A 20,013-nucleotide genomic window follows, 5' to 3' on the forward strand; every position below is an offset into this window, starting at 1 on the left:
GATGCCTGCCCTACTTGCCGAGAAGCTCCGCGATCTCGGCCTCGATGAAGGCCCGATCGCGCGGATTGTTAACGGGGTTGCCGGCGCGATGGCCGTGCAGCGACGGGATCGGATGCAGCACCGCAGAGCGCGCATTGACCAGCCGGCCGAGTTCGTCCTCGTTGTCGCGGACGTCGAAATAGCGGTCGGTCGCACCGGGCATCAGCAGCATGTGGGCCGTGATCGCACCGAGCGCGCGATCGAAATCGCCGTTGAATGTGGCGCAGCGACTGATATCGCCCTTCTGCCAGATCTCGATCTGCGCCAGGAGATCGTTGGCATCGCGCCGGGCAAACGCCGCGTCCCATGCACGGACGAGATAGTCGTCCAACGAGGTGAAGCCTGCTTCGCGCCAGATCTCGTCGCGATAGAAACCGTGCGACATCGCCCAACCCGCGTAGACTCGCCCCATGGCGCGATAGCCTGCGACGGGCTTCTCGGCGAAGCGGCCGTCACGGAAGGCGGGATCGGCGGTCAGCGCGGCCTTCACACTTTCCAGGAAGACGTAATTATAGGGCGCGCAACGGGCACTGCCGCAGACGACGGCCGCCCGTTCGACCATATCGGGATGCAGCGCCGCCCAGTGATAGGCCTGCATGCCGCCCATCGACCAGCCATAGACCAAGGCTAGCTTCGCGATGCCGAACCGCTCGGTGAGCAGCCGATGCTGGACCGCGATGGCATCGTGATAGCTCACGATCGGGAACGGCGCGGCGGTATTCGACGGCGAGGACGACAGGCCGTTGCCGAGCAGGTTCGGAATCACGATGAAGTAGCGCGTGGGGTCGAGCACGCCGTCGGGGCCGATCAGCCACTCGGTGTCGGTGTGCTGCGCGCTGAACGAGGTCGGATAGAGAATGACATTGTCCTTGTCCGGACCGAGCGTGCCGTAGGTCTTGTAGGCGAGCTTGAGCGAAGGGACGACGTCCCCGGACCGGAGCGTGACGTCGCCGGCCTCGAAGATCTCGTAGTCGCGCCCTGCCGTCATGGACCGAACTCCCGCTCACGCGGCAAGCGCGCCGCGGACACAGCGATGCATCGATCATGCCGGTCCCGCAGACGCATCGTCGCGTCACGCTTAATACTGTACTTATAGTCCATTTATTGTGAATCAGCAAGATAAATCCGGTCGCGAGCCGGCTCAGGCGATGGCGGCCAGATAGCGCGCGACAGAGGCCGCGAAGGCGGCCTTGGCGCCTGCGGCGATGTTGCGGTCCCACCAAGCGCCGTAGATGCGATCGAAGGCCAGCGGTTCGACGGCAGCCGCAATCCGTCGCACTGCGGCGGCATTGAGTGGCATGTAGTTCGGATAGGAGTACATGAAGCTGATGAAGCGGCGATCCATCGTCACCTGCGCGATATCGCCGGTGAGCAGCGCGCCCTTGCCGTCCGCTCCCCTCGCATGGTGCAGCATGGTGGCGCCGGCGAAGTGACCACCGGTGCGCAGGAGCAGCACATCGTCGGAGATGCGATGGTTTTCGCCGGTCCAGTGCACGATCGACGCATGCGGACGCGTCACCCATTGGCGATCATCGGCGTGCAGATAGACAGGCACCCCGCCGAACGCCTCGCTCCAGTCGGCGAGCGCGCCATAGTAATGCGGATGCGAGATCGCAATCGCCTTCAACCCGCCGAGCGACCGCATATGCGCGATCGCCTCCGGCGTCGCCAGCGGTACGCAGTCCCACATCAGCCAGCCGTCCGCGAGCGGCACCAGCAGCGCCCGCTGGCCGATCGCAAAACTTGGCTCGAGCGCGATGCCGGTCAAGCCGAGATCGTCGCGCCAGGCCAGGCAGTGACGTTCCGAGAGCGCCTCGCGCGTGAGGAAAGTCTGGCCCTTCCAACCGACGTATTGCCGCTCGTCCTCACAAATCTGACAGGCCGCGGGCGGATTTTCGTCATCCGGAAATTGCGCGCCGCAAGTTTCGCAGGTCCAGAGAGGCATGCCGTACTCCCAACAGAGACAATCCAACGTCAATAAGGAATTGCTGGCCGTGACTGCAAGGCCCGCCCCTGCGCACGCCTGGAACCAACCCGATCAGCACTCGTTAATGCCTCGTCCGCGCCAGAACGATTGGCTGAAAGGATCATGTCCCACCCGCCGTATCCCGGCTGAGACCACGTTTTGGCATCGATGACATCGCGGTCCCCCTCCTCGTCTCGTATCTGGCCCCTGTTCGCTCTCAACTTCTTCATGGCCGACATGCAGTCGGGCATCGGCCCTTTTGTCGGCGTCTTCCTCCAGGAGCGCGGCTGGGCGACCGGGCTGATCGGCACCGCGATGACGATCGGGAACGTCGCGGGCATGCTGGTCACGACGCCGATCGGCGGCTTCATCGACGCCAGCCGCAACAAGCGGATGTGGGTCGTGATTCCCGGCATCTGCGTAGTGCTCGCGTCCGCGATCATCCTGATCTCGCAGAATTTCTGGGCGGTGACGTTCTCGCAGGTCGCACAATCGCTGGCGAGCGCCGCAATCGTGCCGGCGGTAACCGGCATTACGCTTGGCATCGCCAAGCAGAAGGGCTTCAACGCGCTCAACGGCCGCAACCAGGCGTTCAACCATGCCGGCAACATGGTGGGCGCCGCGCTGTCGGGCTATCTCGGTTACAAGTTCGGCTATGTCTCCGTGTTCGTGCTGGCGGCAATATTCGGTGCCATCGCGATCGCCTGTGTGATGATGATTCCGGCCAAGGCGATCGATGATCGCGCCGCGCGCGGCAGCAAGGAGGACGATCCCGACAGCGCGCCGGACGCGTTTACGATGCTGCTCAAGCACCGCGCGCTGCTGGTGCTGGCACTGGCGCTCGCGCTGTTTCATCTCGGCAATGCCGCCATCGTTCCGCTCTATGGCCTGGCGGCGGTCGCCGAGGGCCAGGCCAACGGCCCGAGCTTCGTCGCGACCATCGTGGTGATCGCACAAGGCGTCATGGTCATCACGTCGCTGATCGCAATGAAGGCGGCGAGCAAGCGCAACTACTGGCCCATCATTCTTGTCTCCTTCATGTTCCTGCCCATCCGCGGCGTGCTCGCCTTCTTCGTCACGGGATGGTGGGGCGTCGTACCGATGCAGGTGCTCGACGGCCTGGGCACCGGACTCCAGACGGTTGCCGTCCCCGGCATGGTCGCGCGCTCGCTCAACGGCACCGGCCGCATCAATCTCGGCCAGGGTGCCGTGATCACCGTGCAGGGCATCGGCGCGAGCCTCAGTCCCGCGCTTGGCGGCTGGATCGCGCAATGGATCGGCTACGGCCCGACATTCCTGCTGCTCGGCGGTTTCGGCCTCGCCTCCATGGCGCTGTGGTTCGCGTTCGGCGCCCACGTGAAGAAGTATTGAGGCGCGAGCTTCACGTGCCAAAATTCTTCTGGATCGCCTTGTCGAGCGTCTCGCCGCCGACGAAGCGCTGGCGTAGCTCGCGCTTGAGCAGCTTGCCGCTCGGGTTCTTGGGCAGGGCATCGACGAAGATGACGCGCTTGGGCACCTTGAAATGCGCCATCTGGCCGGCGCAATGCTTGATGACGGACTCCTCGTCGAGCTTCTCCCCGCTCTTGACCACGACGATCGCAGTCACCGCCTCGATCCAGCGCGGATCGGGCAGGCCTACCACCGCCACCTCGGACACGGCGGGGATGCGGTAGACCATCTCCTCGACCTCGCGGCTCGCCACGTTCTCGCCACCGGTCTTGATCATGTCCTTGACGCGATCGACCACGGTGATGTGGCCCTCTTCATCGACAGTGGCGAGATCGCCGGAGTGAAACCAGCCGCCGGAGAACGCCGCCGCCGTCTTGACCGGATCGTTGTAATAGCCGGAGAGCAGATGCGGTGAGCGGTGCACGATCTCGCCGACTTCGCCGACCTTCACATCCTCCATTGACGTATTGACCACGCGGGTCTCGACATTGAGCACGGGCTTGCCGGCCGAGCCGGCCTTGCGCAGCTGGTCCGCAGGACCCAGCACGGTCGCGAGCGGCGCGATCTCGGTCTGGCCGTAGAAATTCCAGAACTTCACGCTGGGCAGGCGGCGCTGGAGCTCGAGCAGCACCTCCACCGGCATGATCGAGGCGCCGTAATAGCCTTTCTGCAAGGTGGACAAATCCGTCTTGTCGAAATTGGGCGAGCGCAGCATCGCGATCCAGATCGTCGGCGGCGCGAAGAACGACGTGATCTTGTGCGTCTGGATCAATGAGAGAATGTTGTCGGCCGCAGGCTTGCCCGTGATCACGCCGGAGGCGCCGAGATAGATTTGCGGCCCCAGGAACACGTCGAGCTGCGCGCAATGATAGAGCGGAAGGGCGTGCAGGAATTTGTCGTCCACGCTCATGCCGCCGTCGATGATGCAGCTGACATACTGCCACATCACGGCTTCATGGGTCAGCATCGCGCCCTTGGGCAGCGACTCCGTGCCGCTGGTGTAGACGATCTGCGCGAGATCGCGGCTGTCGACGAAGGCCTCAAGGTACGAGCCGTTGGCATCGAGCAGATCGGCGAAGGTGGTGAGGCCCGCTGGCGCCGTGGCGGGATCCTCACCCGGCAGCCAGATCATCTTCTCGACCGCGCAATCCCGGGCGCTGGCCGCGCGCGCGGACTCGACGAAATCAGGGCCGGCCGCGAGCAGCTTTGCGCCGGAGCTCTTCAGGATGAAATTGATCTCGTCCGGATTGAGCATGAAGTTGATCGGCACCAGCACCGCGCCGATCCGGGCCACTGCGAACCGGAGCGCCGCAAAGGCATGCGAATTGCGCGAGAGCACGGCGAGGCGGTCACCCTTTTTCACGCCGAGGCCAAGCAGGCCACGGCCGAGCCGATTGCAGATCGCGTCCATCTCGGCAAAGGTCCAGCTCACATTGCCGCAGCTCACCGCGAGCTTGCCCGGATCGCGGCCCGCCGCACGGCGCAGGAGGTCGCCGATGGAATGCTCGCGGGCCTTCGAGATGGTGGCTGCGATATCGCCGGTCATTTCCATTCCCCTGAATTTTCTCTTTGCGTGAGGGCCGCCCAGCACAGGTCAGGCCATGGCATCACACGGTTCTCGTCTTTGCAAAAGCGTAGTCGGCGGGACCGGCCGCGTCAAATCACCCAGCGAGCGCGGCGCCGTTACGCAAGAGTTGACGCTTCAGGGAGGCAAATCTAGCCTCGTGCATCAACGATAAAACTTAGGGGGAAATGCCATGTGCCGGATTATTCGTGCTACCCTAGCGGCCGGATTGACTGCGTTTCTAATCAGCCCGTCTCTCGCCCAGCAGGCACCGCTCAAGATCGGCGTGCTCTCCGACTTCTCCTCAGTCTATTCCGACATCGGAGGCCAGGGGAATGTCGAGGCCACCAAAATGGCGATCGAAGATTTCGGCGGGCAGATGTTCGGCAAGCCGATCGACATGGTCAGCGCCGACGTGCTGAACAAGCCCGATGTCGCCTCCACCATCGCGCGAAAGTGGTGGGAGACCGAGGGCGTCGACATGATCATCGACCTGCCGACCTCGGCCACTGCGCTTGCAGTGATGGAGCTGTCGAAGCAGTATGAGAAGATCATGATCGTGACGGATGCGGCAAGCTCCGACATTACCGGAAAGTCCTGCTCGCCCTACACCGCGCACTGGACCTACGACACCTACGCCAACGCGCACACGGTCGGCAGCGCCATCGTCAAGAACGGCGGCGATAGCTGGTTCTTCCTCACGGCGGACTACGTGTTCGGTCATTCAGTCGAGCGCGACACCTCCGACGTGGTGAAGGCGGCCGGCGGAAAGGTGCTCGGCAGCGTCAAGCATCCGCTCAACACCGCGGACTTCTCCTCATTCCTGCTGCAGGCCCAGGCCTCGAAGTCCAAGATCATCGGGCTGGCGAACGGCGGTGGCGACACCATCAATGCGATCAAGCAGGCCGGTGAGTTCGGCATCGTCGCCGGCGGCCAGAACCTGGCTGCGATCGTGATGTTCATCTCCGACGTGCACAGCTTAGGGCTGAAGCTCGCGCAGGGACTGATCATCACCGAGGCCTATTACTGGGACCTCAACGAGAAGACCCGCGCTTTCGGCAAGCGTTTCATGGAGCGCGTCAAGCGCATGCCAACGATGAACCAGGCGGCGACCTACAGCGCGACGCTGCACTACCTGAAGGCGGTGCAGGCCGCTGGCACAAGGGACACCAAGACCGTGATGGCCAAGATGCGCGAGCTGCCGGTGAAGGATGCCTTCACCGACAACGGCAGCTTACGCGAAGACGGCCGCATGGTGCACAGCATGTATCTGTTCCAGGTGAAGAAGCCCGAGGAGTCCAAAGGCCCGTGGGACTATTACAAGCTGCTCGCCGAAGTCCCTGCCGACCAGGCCTTCCGGCCCCTGAAGGACGGCGGCTGCCCTCTTGTGAAGTGAGCCAACAGGACGGACAAGGCATAGGTTCGCTAGCGCTGTCGGTACAGGCTCAGAGCTTGTGCCCCTTCTGTCGCAGCGCCTCGATGAGGCGCTGCTTCAACTCGTCGGCCGTCTTCTGACCGACGTCCTGACCGATCTGCGCGCTGGCCTGCGCCAGCGCATCCGACTTCTCCAGAAGCTTCTTCCCGGCTGGCTGGACATAGAAAGCCTCGATCTGGCGCAGCTCGTCAATGCTGAAGCTCTGCGCATAGAGAGCGGCGACCTGGTCGATCATTGAGGTGAGGGCCGGGGTGTAGATCTCGGAGCCGGGCGCCGTCACCGCGTCATAGTCGCGCTCGATCTCCGGCCTGTCCTGCGCGACCACGGGCCTCAGCTTGAGCAGGAGCTGCGGCAACAGCGCGCGATACTGATCCGCGATCTTCAAGGTGACCACGAGCTTGCGCGCCGCGCTCATCGCCTCCGGCGAGGGCGCTTGCGCCGATGAACCCGAGATCAGGAGCAGGAGGGCGCCGGCGATCGTCAACACAAGTCTGGACATAAACCTCTCCGTTGGATCTCTCCGCGAAAATGCAGGCCGGCGATACTCAACGACCCGCGGGCGCCACGGCAGACCTGTCCGCAGGCGCGCTTTCCAGGACGGTGTCGGCCTCCTCGATCTCCGTCACCTTCACGAACAGGTTCGGCACCCGTTCCGTCCGGTCGAGCAGCCAGGCGGCTGCGATCATGATGACGATGCCGACGACGGAGACCGCGAGCTGCTCCCAGACCCCCTTGGTGTATTGCGTCAGGATCCAGTGCGCCGAGAACGACAGGAAGACGCCGAGGCAGAAGATCGGCAGCGAATGCTGACCGCAGAGAATCACGGGGCGCAGCCAGGCCCCGTGCAGGGTCCGCCATTTGCGGGAGATGAGGTGCGTCACCCAGATCGCCAGCGCCAGGAAATGCGTGAAGCGCAGCATATCGAGATCGGTCTTGTCGATCGGGTAAATCGCCTTGATCATCCATTTCGGGATCAACGCTTCGAGCACGGGGACGTGCCAGGTCATCACGATCAGCAGCGCGAAGGCGAGCCAGGCCGCGGCCAGCGCCATCGCCGCCCTGGACCACACCCATCTCGCGATCTTGTCGATCTGGCCGATGCCGCACCAGGCTGCGAACACGAACATCAGCTGCCAGCAGAACGGGTTGAAGTACCAGTGCGTGCCGGGCGGATAGGAGGCGACGTTCCAGTCGAACCAGCGCGCCAGCACGTAGAGCACCACGGATGCGGCGAGCGTCAGGTTCGGCCGGCGCACCAGGCACCACACGATGAAAGGCGAGGCGAACACCAGCGTGATGTAGAGCGGCAGCACGTCGAGATTGACCGGCTTGTACTTCAGGAGGATCGCCTGCCCGATCAGCTCGTCCGGATGCGACAGGAAATTGAACACGTTGAACTCGTGCTCGTACATCGGATTGTCGAAGCGGCGCGCGGTGCGGGCGATCTGCGCCGTGAACAGCAGGAACAGCATGATGTGGGCGACATACATCTCGACCGCGCGCCGCCACAGCCTCTTCAGCGCGGCGAGAAACCAGCCGCCCGCGACGATCGGCCCGTAGATCCAGCCGACCAGATAACCGGAGATGAAGACGAAGAATTCGGCGGCGTCGCTGAAGCCGTAATTGCGCAAGGTCAGCCAGGCCACGATGTCGTGCGGAATGTGGTCGAGGAAGATCATCCACAGACCGATGCCGCGGAAAAGATCGAGCCGCAAATCCCGCTCGACCGGCGCGAGCAGCGCTGACTGGTCCCGTGTGATCATGGCCCCGCCTCGTTCGGTGGGCGTCGCGCCGTCGCGGCGCCGGAAAATCGGATGCTAAAAAATTGAAATCAAAAGTCGCCTGGCCGTGTGGCCAGGGCCGACGGTAGCCGACCTTGCTGCGCGTGCAAGGGCATAGTCATCGGAGCGGGGCCGCACAAGCGTGCCGTCCTCCGCACTGCACCATGGGGGCCTCTTCAAAAAACGCCAAAAACAACCCCATGCACAGTAGCTAACCCATTGCGGGCCCTGCTTAATTTATTTGACGCGTCGGGCAGATTTCGGCCCCGATAGCGGCCCGGCCGCCGCTGCCGTCAGCTGAGCTCGTCACCCGTCGCCTGCATCTCGTTGAGCATCGCCTCGGCTTTGTGCCGCAGCGGCAGCGCGCCGCTCTCGGTGGCGATCGCGATGGTCGCGCGCAGGGCGCTCAGGATCGCCGCCTTGGCCTCCGCATCCGACGGCGGCGTCACCACGGCCTCGCCGAACAGGGCCTCCGCCTCCAGCCCGGAGAACCCCTGTTGCCGCGCGGTGTTGCGCGCTTCGCGCAGCATGTTCTGCGCGGCCTGTACGTCGCCGAGACGGTGGGTGGCGAGCGCCAGGTAGATCGAGCTGCGCAGCACCGCCGAGGTATAGCCGACCGCCTTCGCCTCCTCACGCGCCTCCGTCAGCATGCCGCGCGCGCGGTCGAACAGCCCCTGCTCCAGATAGGCCATGCCGAGGTGGCAGGCGAGCACCGGCACGAACAGCCGGATGCCGTGCTTCTGCGCCAGGACAAAACCATCCTCGAGAATGGCCGCGGCCGCCGCCGGCTCGCCGCGGCCGAGCATCAGCCAGCCGCCGCTATAGGCCGCGGCGACGCGGTCGTAGGGGCGGCCGGTCTCCTCCGCGATCGCGCCGGCCTGCTGCTGAAGCTGCTCGGCGGCATCGATCTGGCCCATCACCGTGTGAGTGACGCTGTTCATCATGCAGCAAAGCAGGAGCAAAGATCGTGGGGTCGTGCCGATCGGAGCACTCGCGGTCAGACCCGCAAGATGGACGCGGGCGGTGGCCAGCATCTTCTCGGCGCGATCGTAGCGGCCGGAAAGAAAATAGGCCTGCCCGAGACTGTATTGCGCGAGATTACGCCAAGCGGGATTTCCTGAGCTTTCCGCCAGATGCACCACATCTTCTCCGATCGCGACGGCTTCGACCGGCGTTCCATAGAAATTCTGGGCACCCGCTCTCATGGTCATGGCCGCGACCTTGCGTTCAATATCGCCAATCGCATCGGCTCGCCGTTCGGCCTCGCTCCCCAAATCCAGGGCTTCGGCGACACGCCCCGACCCGGCAAAGGCCAACCGCGCCTCCATCCGCAGGTCGATGGCGTCCGTTTCGCGCGCGTGCGTCACCGGGATCTTGTCGAGAGAACCCATCGCGATCTCGAAATAATCGACCGCTTCGGCAAAGGCCGAGCGCACCAGACATTTTCGAGCCGCGCTCCTGCCATGCTGAAAAGCCTTCCGCCAATCCTTCGCTCGGGTCGCGTGATAGCAGAGCGTATCCGGACCGTCGGTCCACGCCTCGTCGGTCTCGAGAGCCGCCAGAATGCTGGCATGGATGCTTTCCCGCACCTTCTCGACCATCGAATCGTAGGTCACCTGCCTGACCATCTCGTGCCGGAACTCGAGCGAATCCTCCAACTCACTGTCGATCCTGACGAGCAGCTCGGCCCGGTCGAGCGCGGTGAGGCAATCCTGCAGGACGTCTTCCGGCACGGCCGCTACTCTTCGCAGTGTGGCCTGGTCGGCCCGGGGTCCAAGCGCCGCGGCGATCTGGAGAAGCGATCGTTCCTGTCGTGACACACGATCCAGCCGCGCCGCGATCACACCCTGAATGCTGCTGGGGATGCCGAGTTCGTCCACAGGACGCGCAAGGGAAAGGTCGCCCCACTGGCCAAGAAGCATGCCGCTGTCCTTCAGACTGCGGCAGACCTCCTCGATGAACAGCGGAACGTTGGCCGTATGAGAGATGATCCGATTCTTCAGGTCTTCGTTGGTCGTGGCGGGACCAAGCATGTCCGCGAGCATGGCCAGCCCCGAATTGTCATCGAGAGGCCGCATCGCCACGATTTCCGCGCGGCAGCTCGCGATCCACACCGGCATTCCATTGGGCCGCGTCGTCAGCAGCACAAGCAAATCAGGGCATTGCAGCCCCGAAAGGGTCGCGACGACCGCATCGCTGGCCCGATCCATCCAGTGCAGGTCCTCAATCAAAAGGATCGTACGCTGACGACGGGCGACGCTCTCGACGATCGCACAGCTTGCGTCTGAAATCGCACGACCGCGCGCGTGAGGCTCCAATTCATCCCATTGCGGATCGGAAACCGGCAAATCCAGGATCGCGTCGAGAGCCCGCTGTTGCACCACCGGCAATTCGTCTCTGGGATCATCCGTCTTGGTCTGATCTCTTGCTGACGTATCGAGGATCGAGAGCAACAGGCGCTTGAGCGCGCTGTACGGCGCACCCTGGAGATTTGGGCTGCACTCGACATCGATCAGCCGCCAGCCGCCAGCCCGGAGGTCCTGCGCGAATTCATGCGCAAGCCGAGACTTGCCAATGCCGGCGTCACCCATCAGCAGAACCGTCTGCCGGCCGGCAGCAACCCTATCCGCAGCGCGCCACAACAACGCCCGCTCCGTCGTGCGGTCGACGAATCTGGAAACGCTCCGCGCACGTCGGACCCGCCAGCTCGACAGATCACTCGCACCCATCACCCGGTAGACAGGCAGGGGCTCGCCGAAACCACGGAGCGCCTTGCGGCCAAGGAATTCAAAGCGGACGTGTCCGTCCGCCAGCTCCTGGCAGGCTTCGGAGACATAGATCTGGTTCGCCTCGGCTGCCGTCTCCAGCCGAGCCGCGAGGTGCTGGGCTGCGCCGCCGATCTCGTAGACCTTGGAAAATTCGCTCGCGACCATGTAGGCCACCACATGACCCGAGTGCAGGCCGACCCGGACTTGAAGTCCTGGATCGCCCAGACTGCCAACACGCCGGACCAGCTCGATGGCCGCGTGGCAGGCTAAGGGCGCGTGGTTGTCGTCGGCGATCGGGGCGCCGAAGACGGCGGCCAACCCGTCACCCAACTCCTTGCTGACGATGCCGCCGAACTGGCGCACCGCGCCTCTCATCGCCGCAAGAGCAGGCTCGAGGCGCGACACCGCCGCCTCCGGCTCCAGTTCGGCAACAAGACCTGTGGAATCGACGACGTCGGCACGCAGAATCGTCACAAAGCGTCGTTCGCTGTCGGGGTCGACGGGCTGGCGCACCGCCGCTCCGCATTTGGAGCACCAGCGGTCGCCCGGACCAATCGCCGACTGACAAGCGAAGCAATGCATTCCAGCGCCTTCAACCACTGCCTCGGCAGCCTCACCCCAATCCCCGCGAGGCGTTCGACCCAACAATACCTATAGGAAAGTGCATGGCAATTGGGCTTGCGACATAGGCGACGTTACGGGATGGAGGCTCTCTGGACGAAATACATTCCTGAGTGGTAGCGTTGAGGGCGCACAACAAACAGCGTGATCGGCCGTAGCGTGACGCGTATTTTCGGCCACCGCACCAGAGATTTTGACAAACAGACATATGAAGGAAAGAGGCGATGGCCGGACTGGTATATAGCGGCAAGGCATTTCGAGACTTGATGAATAGCAATTACTATCCTTTGGCGAACATGAAGAAGAGCGTCGCGAAGCTCAAGGAGTCCGAGGACATCGACCTGCCGACCTTGGAATACGGCCAGTACCATTTGATTCTGAACCCGGCATCGAACTGGCCGCAGGGCAGCGCCAAGTACTGGCACAAGGAAAAGGGCCGGGCCCGCGTCGACCTCAGCACCCAGCCGAACACAGTCCCCCTGTCCAGGGATGAGCCGGGCGTCATTCCGCTGACGCGATGCGATCTGCTCGATGCCTGCGTCCGGAAATGCTTCAACTCCGAGCCGCCAATCCCGATGAAGACGAAGATCATCACCCACGAAGCCAGCGACGCTTTCGCGCACCGGCACGAGATCCGGCTGGAGTGGGACTACAAGAAGGGCTCGGACAAGCCGACGCTGCTCAATCTGACGATGGTCTGTCCGCACAGATCCTGACGCATTCTGTAGTACGCAAGACGCATCACGCCCGCGCGACTGGCGCGGGCGTAATGTTTGCTTCCGATCGCCGTTCGCCCCAAGGGGGCAGCCCTCGCGCTTGCCAAGACCGTGCTGTCGAAGGAAGCAGCACTGCCAAGACGCTGGTCCTATCCACCGCCTCCAAAAAACCGGTTCAGCTCGTACGCAGTCTGCTGCGGAAGCTCCTCCGGGAAGAAGTGCCCGCCATCAAGCGGCTTTCCGTCGATGTCATCTGCCCACGCCCGCCAGAGCCCCAAGGGGCCGCCCTCGCTCGCATACCACGCGTTGAGGGGGCCGCGACCGCTCCAGAGCACGAGCACAGGGCAGTCAATTCGGCGGCCGGAACGACGGTCCGCCACATCGTGCGCGTGATCGAGTGTCGCGGCCGCACGATATTCCTCGCAGATCGCGTGAACATGCGCCTCATCGCTCAACGCGTCGATATAGGCTGCTCGCACCGCCGGACTGAAGCTGCCGGCCGAAGACCCCCAGCCATGCAGCGCATTGTCGATGATGGCGTCGGGGGCTGCCGACAATAACCGCTCGGGAAGAGGTTCAGGCTGCGCAAGCAACGACCACGGCCAATAGCCGACCGTCAGGTTCTTGTCGGCGCGCTCCCAGGCGTCGGCAATAGGAACGACATCCAGGACGGCAAGCCGCTGCACGCGTTCGCGGTGATCAAGCGCGAGCCGAAAGGCGACACGGCCGCCACGATCATGGCCCGCGACCGAGAAACGGTCGAAGCCGAGTTTCGTCATGACGGACACCATGTCGTTTGCCATTGCTCGTTTTGCATATGGCGCATGGTCCGGACTGGAGGGAGGACAATCGCTCCGGCCATATCCGCGAAGATCGGCGCAGACCACGGTGAAGTTTTGCGCGAGCAACGGCGCAACGTCTCGCCACATCAGATGCGTCTGCGGAAATCCGTGCAACAGGAGAACGGCCGGCCCCGAACCGGCCCGACGGATGAAGATCCGGGCCTCGTCCGCCTGAACATCGGCGGCGTCGAAATCCTCGAACTGCATTGGCCCTCTCCTTCCGAACGACGGCAAGCCAACAAGCGAGCACCGGACGGGCCCGGTGTCCTCGTGTTGACGCCCGGCGCCATCCTGGGTTCCTTCCCGGATGGCATGCTCTGGGCTGATCGCGCTTACGCTTGGCAGCTCCACCGACGGCGACGGGACGCGCTTCGGCATGGTCCGAACGAACCCAAGCTCAGCCAAGCAGGACATGCATGATCGAGGACGCCCCAAAACAAAAAATGGCGCGCGCAAGGCGTGCCATTTCCTTCTGTAAACCAACAAATTCAGCGAAGGCCGCCGGCGACGTGAAGCGTCTCGCCCGTGACGTAGGATGCGTCGTCCGAAGCGAAGAAGGCCACCGCGGCAGCGATCTCCTCGACCTTGCCGACTCGGCCAAGCGGAGTGGTGGATTCGATCCAGTTTCGCATGTCGCCCTCGTGCAGGCCGGCGGACACGACCCCCTCGGTGACGATCATGCCGGGATTGACGGCGTTGACGCGGATCTTGCGCGGCGCCAGTTCCTTGCCCAGCACGGCGGAGATCGCATCCACCGATGCTTTGGTGGCGGAGTAGACGGCGCCGTTCGGCGGCGCGAGGGTCGACGCCGCGGAGCTGATGTTGATGATGCTTCCGCCATTGGCGTTGAAGTGCCGCGCCGCCTCTCCTGAGACCAGGAGGAGGCCCAGCACATTGAGATCGAACTGCTTGTGGAAATGCTCCGGCGTGATGGCCTCGAGCGGCGCGAACTCGTAAACGCCCGCGTTGTTGACGAGGATGTCGATCGCACCGAGCGCCTTCACGGTATCCGCGACTACGCTTTTCACGTCCTTGGCATCGGCCAGATTGCCGTGGACCGCGACGGCTTTGCCACCCTTGGCGACAATGGCGGCGACGACGCGGTCGGCGGCCTGCTCGCTGGAGCTGTAGTTGACGGCGACCGCCGCGCCCTCGGCCGCGAGCCGCGCAGCGATTTCGGCACCGATGCCTTTGGATGCGCCGGTCACGAGCGCAACTTTTCCTTCGAGTCTCTTGGTCATCACATTCTCCATCATCCGGCGCGACGCCGATATTCAATAGTTCAATACTAGTGAACTATTGAATGAGTTCAAGGGAGGTGCTATATTTTGTGCATGGTGCAGTTCGTTCACCCATCGCGGAGCGAGATTTCACTGGCTGGGGTGCTGGGAGCGCTCGCGGACCCTATGCGGCTGCGGATCGTCAAAAGCCTGGCCGCACAGAGTGATTGCATGTCGTGCACCGAGGCGGCGCCCTGCCCTGACATGGCGAAGTCGACCCTGTCGAACCATTTTCGCATCCTGCGCGAGGCCGGCCTGATCCGGACCTCAAAGCAAGGCGTCCAGCACCGCAATGTCCTGCGCGAGGAGGACATCAATGCGCGGTTTCCGAAACTGCTGAAAATGATCCTTAGCTATCCGGAGTGAGCCGTTCCCCCACTCTTGCGCAAGGTGCGACCGACGTTTCCACCGGAGCGCGGCCAAAACAAAAATGGCCCGCGTGAAGCGGGCCATTTTCGGATCGGGACCGGTAAGGTCCGAACTTGGTTGCGGGGATAGGATTTGAACCTATGACCTTCAGGTTATGAGCCTGACGAGCTACCGGGCTGCTCCACCCCGCGTTAACCGTTGCTTTGCCTTCGTGAAAGCGCCGGGGACGGTGAATGAAGGGCCGGCGCTGTTCGCGTGGCTTGCTTCGTCCGTCCCGAAGGCTTCCTTGGAAGGCAACCCCGGGCAAAGCCCGTTGGGTGCAGGCGGTATGTACCAACCCGGGGTGCCTTTGGAAAGGGCTGCGAGAACGTTTTTTTCGACTTTATGACAGCGCGGTGGACGAATTTGCGGCCTATTTGGCCGGCCCTTGCCAGAAGTTCCACAAGGGGCCAGCTTGCGGCAACAAAACCAGGCGGAAACGCCACTTAATGGGGGAGAACGCCATGGACCACGCCTTGGATCGCCCCTCAGATCGCCCCCCGCCGAGCGCCCCGCTTCGGGGCCTCGAAGACGCCTTCCATGCCATGGTCGAGCGGTCGCGGGCCGAGCCGGCGCCTGGCCTCGCCGAGCGGCTCGACCGGCTGGCGCGGTTGCGCACTGTCGTCGCCGACAACGAGGAGCGCTTCCGGCAGGCGATCTCGGCCGATTTCGGTCACCGCTGCGCGGTCGAGACCAATATCGCCGAGACCATGATGGTGTTCTCCGAGATCCGTCATGCCACCAAGCACCTCAAGAGCTGGATGGCGCCGCAGCGCGTTTCGACGGCGCTGCAATTCCTGCCCGCGCGCAACCGGCTGATGCCGCAGCCGCTCGGCGTCGTCGGCGTCATCGCGCCCTGGAATTATCCGCTGCAGCTGACGCTCGCGCCCGCCATCGGCGCGCTCGCCGCCGGCAACCGCGTCATCATCAAGCCGAGCGAGCTCGTGCCGCATTTCTCAGCGCTGCTGAAGGAGACGGTCGCCGCGCGATTCGACGCTGCGGAATTGCTCGTCACCGGCGTCGAAGACGAGGTCGCAAAGGCCTTCGCGCATCTGCCGTTCGATCATCTCGTGTTCACCGGCTCGACCCGGGTGGGGCGGCTGGTGGCGGAGGCCGCGGGGCGTAACCTGACGCCCGTCACGCTCGAGCTCGGCGGCAAGTCGCCTGTTATCATCGACGCCTCGGCCGACCTCGAAGAGGCCGCCGAGCGCATCGCCTACGGCAAGCTGCTCAATGCCGGGCAGACCTGCATCGCGCCGGACTATGTGCTGGTGCCCGAGCGCGCGTTGCAGGCCTTCGCCGAAAAAGTGCGCGCGCAGATGCGACGCATGTTCGGCACCGATCCCGCCAACAAGGACTACACCTCCGTGATCTCCGACCGGCATTATGCGCGGCTGGAAAATCTCGTCTCCGATGCGGCACGTCGCGGCGCAAAGATCCTGCAGCCGGCGAAGCCGGACGATCCTAGCTGGAAGGCGCACCGCAAATTCCCGCCGACGCTGATCGTGGGCGCGAGCGAAGACATGGCGGCCATGCAGGAGGAGATTTTCGGCCCCGTGCTCCCCGTGCTCGGCTATCGCGACCCGGCCGACGCCATCGCCTTCGTCAACGCCCGCGACCGGCCGCTGGCGCTGTACTGGTTCGGCAAGGACCGCATTGCGCGCGACGAGGTGCTGGCGCGCACCGTCTCCGGCGGCGTCACCGTCAACGACTGCCTGTTCCATTTCGCGCAAATCAACCAGCCGATGGGCGGTGTCGGCGCGTCCGGCACCGGCGTCTATCATGGCGAATGGGGTTTTCGCACGTTCAGCAAGCTGAAGCCGGTGTTCTATCGCTCGAAATTCAACCGCCTCGCCGACCTCTATCCGCCCTATGGCGGCAAGATCGCGCGGCTGGAGAAGATGATGCGGTTCATGTCGTAGGTTTCAGCACCTGTCATTGCGAGCGCAGCGAAGCAATCCAGAATCCCTCCGCGGCAAAAGTCCGGATTACTTCGCTGCGCTCGCAATGACAGAAAGAATGAATGCAGAGGGAAACATCAGTGACTGACACATTCGATTTCGTCGTCGTGGGCGCGGGCTCCGGCGGCTGCGCGGTGGCGGGGCGGCTGTCGGAGGATGCGGGGACATCCGTGGCGCTGCTCGATGCCGGCGGTCGGAACGACAATTGGCGGATCACCACGCCGTTCGGACTGGCTTTGCCATACAAGGCGGCGAACTGGGGCTTCGATACCGTGCCGCAGAAGGGATTGAACGGCCGTATCGGCTATCAACCGCGCGGCAAGGGGCTCGGCGGGTCCTCCGCGATCAACGCCATGGTCTATATCCGCGGCAACAAATGGGACTACGACCACTGGGCCTCGCTCGGCAATGCCGGCTGGTCGTACGCGGACGTGCTGCCCTATTTCAAGCGCTCGGAAAACAACGCCGATTTTGACGGCGCGTATCATGGCAAGGGCGGCCCGTTGCATGTCAACAGACTGCGCGCGGACAATCCGATCCACGACATCTTCCATCAGGCGGCCCGCGAGGCGCAGTTCCGCATCCGCGAGGACTTCAATGAAGAGGATCACGAAGGGCTCGGCAGCTACCAGGTGACCCAGCACAATGGTGAGCGCTGGAGCGCGGCGCGCGCCTATCTGCATCCCCACACGGACAAGCGCGCCAATCTGCGTGTCGAGACGCAGGCGCATGCCACGCGCATCCTGTTCGAAAGTGGGCGCGCGGTCGGCATCGAATATGTCCAGGGCAAGCAGACAAAGAAGCTACGCGCCCGTCGCGAGGTGATCCTCGCCTCCGGCGCCTTCCAGTCACCGCAATTGCTGATGCTGTCGGGCATAGGCGACGGCAAGGCGCTTGCCGCCCACGGGATCGACGTCGTGCATCATTTGCCGGGCGTAGGACGCAATCTGCAGGATCATCCGGATTTCGTGTTCGTCTACGCCTCCGACTATCCACACTTCGTCCATTCGTCGCTCGGCCGGCTACCATCCCTGCTCCGCGCCATCCAACGATACCGCCGGGAGCGGCGCGGCCTGATGACCACCAATTTCGCCGAGTGTGGCGGCTTCCTGAAGACCCGGGCCGACCTCGATGTGCCCGACATCCAGCTGCACTTCATCATCGCGACGCTCGACGACCACGGCCGCAAGAAGCACAAGGAGGCGGGCTTCTCGTGCCATGTCTGCCTGTTGCGGCCGAAGAGCCGTGGCAGCGTCTGGCTGAAAAGCGCCGATCCGCTGGCAGCGCCGCTGATCGATCCGAATTTCTTGGGCGAGGCGGAGGATCTCGAGACGATGGTCGCGGGCTTCAAGACGACGCGAAGGCTGATGGAGACGCCCGCGATGCGCGCGTTGCAGAAGAAGGACATGTTCACGTCCGATGTGAGAACGGACGACGATATCCGCGCCATCCTGCGCGCGCGTGTCGACACCGTCTATCACCCCGTCGGCACCTGCAAGATGGGCACCGACGCGATGGCCGTGGTCGATCCGGCGCTGAAGGTGCACGGCGTGGAAGGTCTGCGCGTCGTCGACGCCTCGATCATGCCGACACTGATCGGCGGCAACACCAATGCGCCGGCGATCATGATCGGCGAGAAGGCGGCGGATATGATCAGGGGCGAGATGCGGTGACTCTACCTCGTCGTCCCGGCCTAGTGCGCAATTGCGCATGGGGGGCCGGGACGATAGCAGCTTCTCAATTCAGCAAGAACCCGCCGTCCACCGTCACCACACTGCCCGTCATGTACCGCGAGGCCTTCGAGGCCAGCAGCAGGATCGCGCCGTCGAGATCGGACTCGGCGCCGATGCGGCGCTGGGGAATGCGCTTGGTCAGGCGCTCGCCCGGCGGCGTCGCCCAGAACGCGTGGTTCATCTCGGTGTCGATGTAGCCGGGTGCCAGCGCGTTGACGCGGATGTTCTGCCCCGCAAGCTCCAGCGCCATCGCTTTGGTCGCCTGGATGATGCCGGCCTTGGAGATCGCGTAAGGCGACACCGCCTTCAGCACGCCGGTGCCGAGCACGGAGGCGATGTTGACGATGTTGCCTGCCTGCTTGCTCGCGATCATGCGGCGCGCGATCTCGGTCGCGAGGAAATAGGCGCCCTTGAGATTGGCGCCCATCACCGCGTCCCAATCGGCCTCGGTCTGCTCGGTCGCGAGCTTTTCGATCGCGATGCCAGCATTGTTGATCAGCACCGTGACCGGGCCGAGCGCGGCTTCCGTGGCATCGAGGGCCCTGGCGATCGATGCGATGTCGGTGACGTCGAGCGCGACGGCGGCGGCGCGGCCGCCCTTGCCGCGGATCTCGTCTTCCAGGCTCTTCAGCTTGTCGGTCTGCCGCGCCGCGAGCGCGACGGCCGCGCCATGTGCCGCCAACACCCGGGCAAATTGCCGCCCCAAGCCCTGGCTCGCACCTGTGACGAGGATGGTTTCTCGACTGACGTCGAATAGGTCTGACATTGGGCGCGTCCCTGAGCTTTGGGGTCATCGGTTTTGGCCATCAATACAGACGATTTTAACGATCTGAAACCGGAATGATCGGTTCTGCGTTCACTCGTTCCATGGCAGGCTCCCGCGCATGAACAGTTTCGATCTCGCCGTCTATGCGGCGCTCGCCATCGCGATCGGCTTCGGTTTCAGGACCGGCCTGCTCGGCAGCGCCATGACGATCCTGGCCTATCTCCTCGCCGCCCCCATCGCGGTTGCGCTGATGCCGCTGATCGTCCCGCAGGTCGCGGGCAATCCGAATGCGCCGCTGCTGCAGAACTGGATCTGGTTCTTCGGCATCTTCGTGGTGGTCGGCATGCTGTTTGGACATCTCGGCCGGCTGGCGCTGAGCGACACGATACGCGACGCCGGCATCGGCGACCGCCTCGGCGGCGCCGCGCTCGGCGCCATCAGGGTCGGCCTCGTCGCCACCACCTTGGTGCTGGTGTTCGACCAGATCGTGCCGGCCAACCGGCAGCCGCCGTTCCTCGCCGGTTCGCATCTGCGGCCGCTGTTCTCGACGGTCGGCCAGATGGGCTTCAAGTCGCTGCCGCCGGAGGCGGCCTCCGCGATCGACCGTCTCAAGCAGGAGCGGCGCATCTGATGAGGCGCATTTGCATCGCCGCACAAGCGTGCATGCATTATGATGCGAGCCAA

Annotated in this window: 16 protein-coding genes and 1 tRNA gene; 7 read left to right on the forward strand and 10 right to left on the reverse strand. The window is 63.9% G+C overall.

All coding sequences use genetic code 11. From position 1 onward, the window contains the following. Window positions 1-10: 10 nt before the first annotated feature. Together ACFQX9_RS31520 and ACFQX9_RS31525 are read right to left on the reverse strand one after the other, a co-directional pair. Window positions 11-1,027: an alpha/beta fold hydrolase gene (locus ACFQX9_RS31520; RefSeq protein WP_085351685.1), complete on the reverse strand. Its 1,017-nt coding sequence runs from the start codon at window positions 1,025-1,027 to the stop codon at window positions 11-13. A gap of 153 nt (window positions 1,028-1,180) precedes the next feature. After that, window positions 1,181-1,984, reverse strand: a complete 804-nt coding sequence (locus ACFQX9_RS31525) for an MBL fold metallo-hydrolase (RefSeq protein WP_085351684.1) — start codon at window positions 1,982-1,984, stop codon at window positions 1,181-1,183. Between the two features lie 189 nt (window positions 1,985-2,173). Between ACFQX9_RS31525 and ACFQX9_RS31530 the strand changes: the two genes are divergently transcribed. After that, on the forward strand, window positions 2,174-3,376 hold the full coding sequence (locus ACFQX9_RS31530) for an MFS transporter (protein WP_377791477.1): 1,203 nt from the start codon (window positions 2,174-2,176) through the stop codon (window positions 3,374-3,376). A 10-nt stretch (window positions 3,377-3,386) separates the two neighbouring features. Here ACFQX9_RS31530 and ACFQX9_RS31535 read toward each other — a convergent pair whose 3' ends face one another. Further along, entirely contained in the window at window positions 3,387-5,000 is a 1,614-nt protein-coding gene (locus ACFQX9_RS31535) for an acyl-CoA synthetase (RefSeq protein ID WP_085351829.1), read from the reverse strand. 211 nt (window positions 5,001-5,211) lie between these two features. On the opposite strand from ACFQX9_RS31535, the gene ACFQX9_RS31540 reads away from it, so the two are divergent. After that, a complete protein-coding gene (locus tag ACFQX9_RS31540; protein ID WP_204513245.1) occupies window positions 5,212-6,414 on the forward strand; it encodes an ABC transporter substrate-binding protein in 1,203 nt (400 codons plus the stop codon). Window positions 6,415-6,463: 49 nt separating this feature from the next. On the opposite strand, the gene ACFQX9_RS31545 is transcribed toward ACFQX9_RS31540, so the two are convergent. From ACFQX9_RS31545 to ACFQX9_RS31555, 3 genes are all read right to left on the reverse strand, one after another. Then, entirely contained in the window at window positions 6,464-6,952 is a 489-nt protein-coding gene (locus tag ACFQX9_RS31545; protein ID WP_204513244.1) for a DUF2059 domain-containing protein, read from the reverse strand. Between the two features lie 46 nt (window positions 6,953-6,998). Beyond that, a complete protein-coding gene (locus tag ACFQX9_RS31550) occupies window positions 6,999-8,216 on the reverse strand; it encodes an OpgC domain-containing protein (RefSeq protein ID WP_377791478.1) in 1,218 nt (405 codons plus the stop codon). 311 nt (window positions 8,217-8,527) lie between these two features. Continuing rightward, the gene (locus ACFQX9_RS31555) at window positions 8,528-11,584 is read right to left on the reverse strand and encodes an ATP-binding protein (protein ID WP_377791479.1); all 3,057 of its coding nucleotides are present in this window, start codon (window positions 11,582-11,584) and stop codon (window positions 8,528-8,530) included. A gap of 263 nt (window positions 11,585-11,847) precedes the next feature. Between ACFQX9_RS31555 and ACFQX9_RS31560 the strand changes: the two genes are divergently transcribed. Next, entirely contained in the window at window positions 11,848-12,339 is a 492-nt protein-coding gene (locus ACFQX9_RS31560) for a hypothetical protein (RefSeq protein ID WP_018459438.1), read from the forward strand. Window positions 12,340-12,488: 149 nt separating this feature from the next. On the opposite strand, the gene ACFQX9_RS31565 is transcribed toward ACFQX9_RS31560, so the two are convergent. Beyond that, on the reverse strand, window positions 12,489-13,388 hold the full coding sequence (locus ACFQX9_RS31565) for an alpha/beta fold hydrolase (protein ID WP_018459437.1): 900 nt from the start codon (window positions 13,386-13,388) through the stop codon (window positions 12,489-12,491). Window positions 13,389-13,669: 281 nt separating this feature from the next. Then, on the reverse strand, window positions 13,670-14,422 hold the full coding sequence (locus ACFQX9_RS31570) for an SDR family NAD(P)-dependent oxidoreductase (protein WP_377791480.1): 753 nt from the start codon (window positions 14,420-14,422) through the stop codon (window positions 13,670-13,672). A gap of 93 nt (window positions 14,423-14,515) precedes the next feature. Here ACFQX9_RS31570 and ACFQX9_RS31575 point away from each other — a divergent pair, with 93 nt between their 5' ends. Then, window positions 14,516-14,827 (forward strand): helix-turn-helix transcriptional regulator, encoded by a 312-nt coding sequence (locus ACFQX9_RS31575; protein ID WP_026233807.1) that lies wholly within the window; start codon window positions 14,516-14,518, stop codon window positions 14,825-14,827. A gap of 117 nt (window positions 14,828-14,944) precedes the next feature. Here ACFQX9_RS31575 and ACFQX9_RS31580 read toward each other — a convergent pair. Next, window positions 14,945-15,021: transfer RNA gene (locus tag ACFQX9_RS31580), tRNA-Met, on the reverse strand. Between the two features lie 312 nt (window positions 15,022-15,333). On the opposite strand from ACFQX9_RS31580, the gene ACFQX9_RS31585 reads away from it, so the two are divergent. Together ACFQX9_RS31585 and ACFQX9_RS31590 are read left to right on the forward strand one after the other, a co-directional pair. Further along, complete coding sequence (locus tag ACFQX9_RS31585) at window positions 15,334-16,791, forward strand: coniferyl aldehyde dehydrogenase (protein ID WP_377791481.1); 1,458 nt, start codon at window positions 15,334-15,336, stop codon at window positions 16,789-16,791. Between the two features lie 119 nt (window positions 16,792-16,910). After that, the gene (locus ACFQX9_RS31590) at window positions 16,911-18,503 is read left to right on the forward strand and encodes a GMC family oxidoreductase (RefSeq protein ID WP_377791482.1); all 1,593 of its coding nucleotides are present in this window, start codon (window positions 16,911-16,913) and stop codon (window positions 18,501-18,503) included. Between the two features lie 64 nt (window positions 18,504-18,567). On the opposite strand, the gene ACFQX9_RS31595 is transcribed toward ACFQX9_RS31590, so the two are convergent. Continuing rightward, window positions 18,568-19,329, reverse strand: a complete 762-nt coding sequence (locus ACFQX9_RS31595; protein ID WP_026233399.1) for an SDR family oxidoreductase — start codon at window positions 19,327-19,329, stop codon at window positions 18,568-18,570. 118 nt (window positions 19,330-19,447) lie between these two features. Between ACFQX9_RS31595 and ACFQX9_RS31600 the strand changes: the two genes are divergently transcribed. Then, a complete protein-coding gene (locus ACFQX9_RS31600; protein ID WP_018457563.1) occupies window positions 19,448-19,960 on the forward strand; it encodes a CvpA family protein in 513 nt (170 codons plus the stop codon). Window positions 19,961-20,013: the final 53 nt, after the last annotated feature.

This window comes from Bradyrhizobium sp. GCM10028915, from assembly GCF_042666195.1.
Lineage (GTDB): Bacteria > Pseudomonadota > Alphaproteobacteria > Rhizobiales > Xanthobacteraceae > Bradyrhizobium > Bradyrhizobium canariense_D.

Bases quoted from the DNA above. Each gene is read 5' to 3' on its own strand.
- ACFQX9_RS31520 (WP_085351685.1), bottom strand. From the start codon at position 1,027: ATGACGGCAGGGCGCGACTACGAGATCTTCGAGGCCGGCGACGTCACG.
- ACFQX9_RS31525 (WP_085351684.1), bottom strand. From the start codon at position 1,984: ATGCCTCTCTGGACCTGCGAAACTTGCGGCGCGCAATTTCCGGATGAC.
- ACFQX9_RS31530 (WP_377791477.1), top strand. From the start codon at position 2,174: ATGACATCGCGGTCCCCCTCCTCGTCTCGTATCTGGCCCCTGTTCGCT.
- ACFQX9_RS31535 (WP_085351829.1), bottom strand. From the start codon at position 5,000: ATGACCGGCGATATCGCAGCCACCATCTCGAAGGCCCGCGAGCATTCC.
- ACFQX9_RS31540 (WP_204513245.1), top strand. From the start codon at position 5,212: ATGTGCCGGATTATTCGTGCTACCCTAGCGGCCGGATTGACTGCGTTT.
- ACFQX9_RS31545 (WP_204513244.1), bottom strand. From the start codon at position 6,952: ATGTCCAGACTTGTGTTGACGATCGCCGGCGCCCTCCTGCTCCTGATC.
- ACFQX9_RS31550 (WP_377791478.1), bottom strand. From the start codon at position 8,216: ATGATCACACGGGACCAGTCAGCGCTGCTCGCGCCGGTCGAGCGGGAT.
- ACFQX9_RS31555 (WP_377791479.1), bottom strand. From the start codon at position 11,584: ATGCATTGCTTCGCTTGTCAGTCGGCGATTGGTCCGGGCGACCGCTGG.
- ACFQX9_RS31560 (WP_018459438.1), top strand. From the start codon at position 11,848: ATGGCCGGACTGGTATATAGCGGCAAGGCATTTCGAGACTTGATGAAT.
- ACFQX9_RS31565 (WP_018459437.1), bottom strand. From the start codon at position 13,388: ATGCAGTTCGAGGATTTCGACGCCGCCGATGTTCAGGCGGACGAGGCC.
- ACFQX9_RS31570 (WP_377791480.1), bottom strand. From the start codon at position 14,422: ATGACCAAGAGACTCGAAGGAAAAGTTGCGCTCGTGACCGGCGCATCC.
- ACFQX9_RS31575 (WP_026233807.1), top strand. From the start codon at position 14,516: ATGGTGCAGTTCGTTCACCCATCGCGGAGCGAGATTTCACTGGCTGGG.
- ACFQX9_RS31585 (WP_377791481.1), top strand. From the start codon at position 15,334: ATGGACCACGCCTTGGATCGCCCCTCAGATCGCCCCCCGCCGAGCGCC.
- ACFQX9_RS31595 (WP_026233399.1), bottom strand. From the start codon at position 19,329: ATGTCAGACCTATTCGACGTCAGTCGAGAAACCATCCTCGTCACAGGT.
- ACFQX9_RS31600 (WP_018457563.1), top strand. From the start codon at position 19,448: ATGAACAGTTTCGATCTCGCCGTCTATGCGGCGCTCGCCATCGCGATC.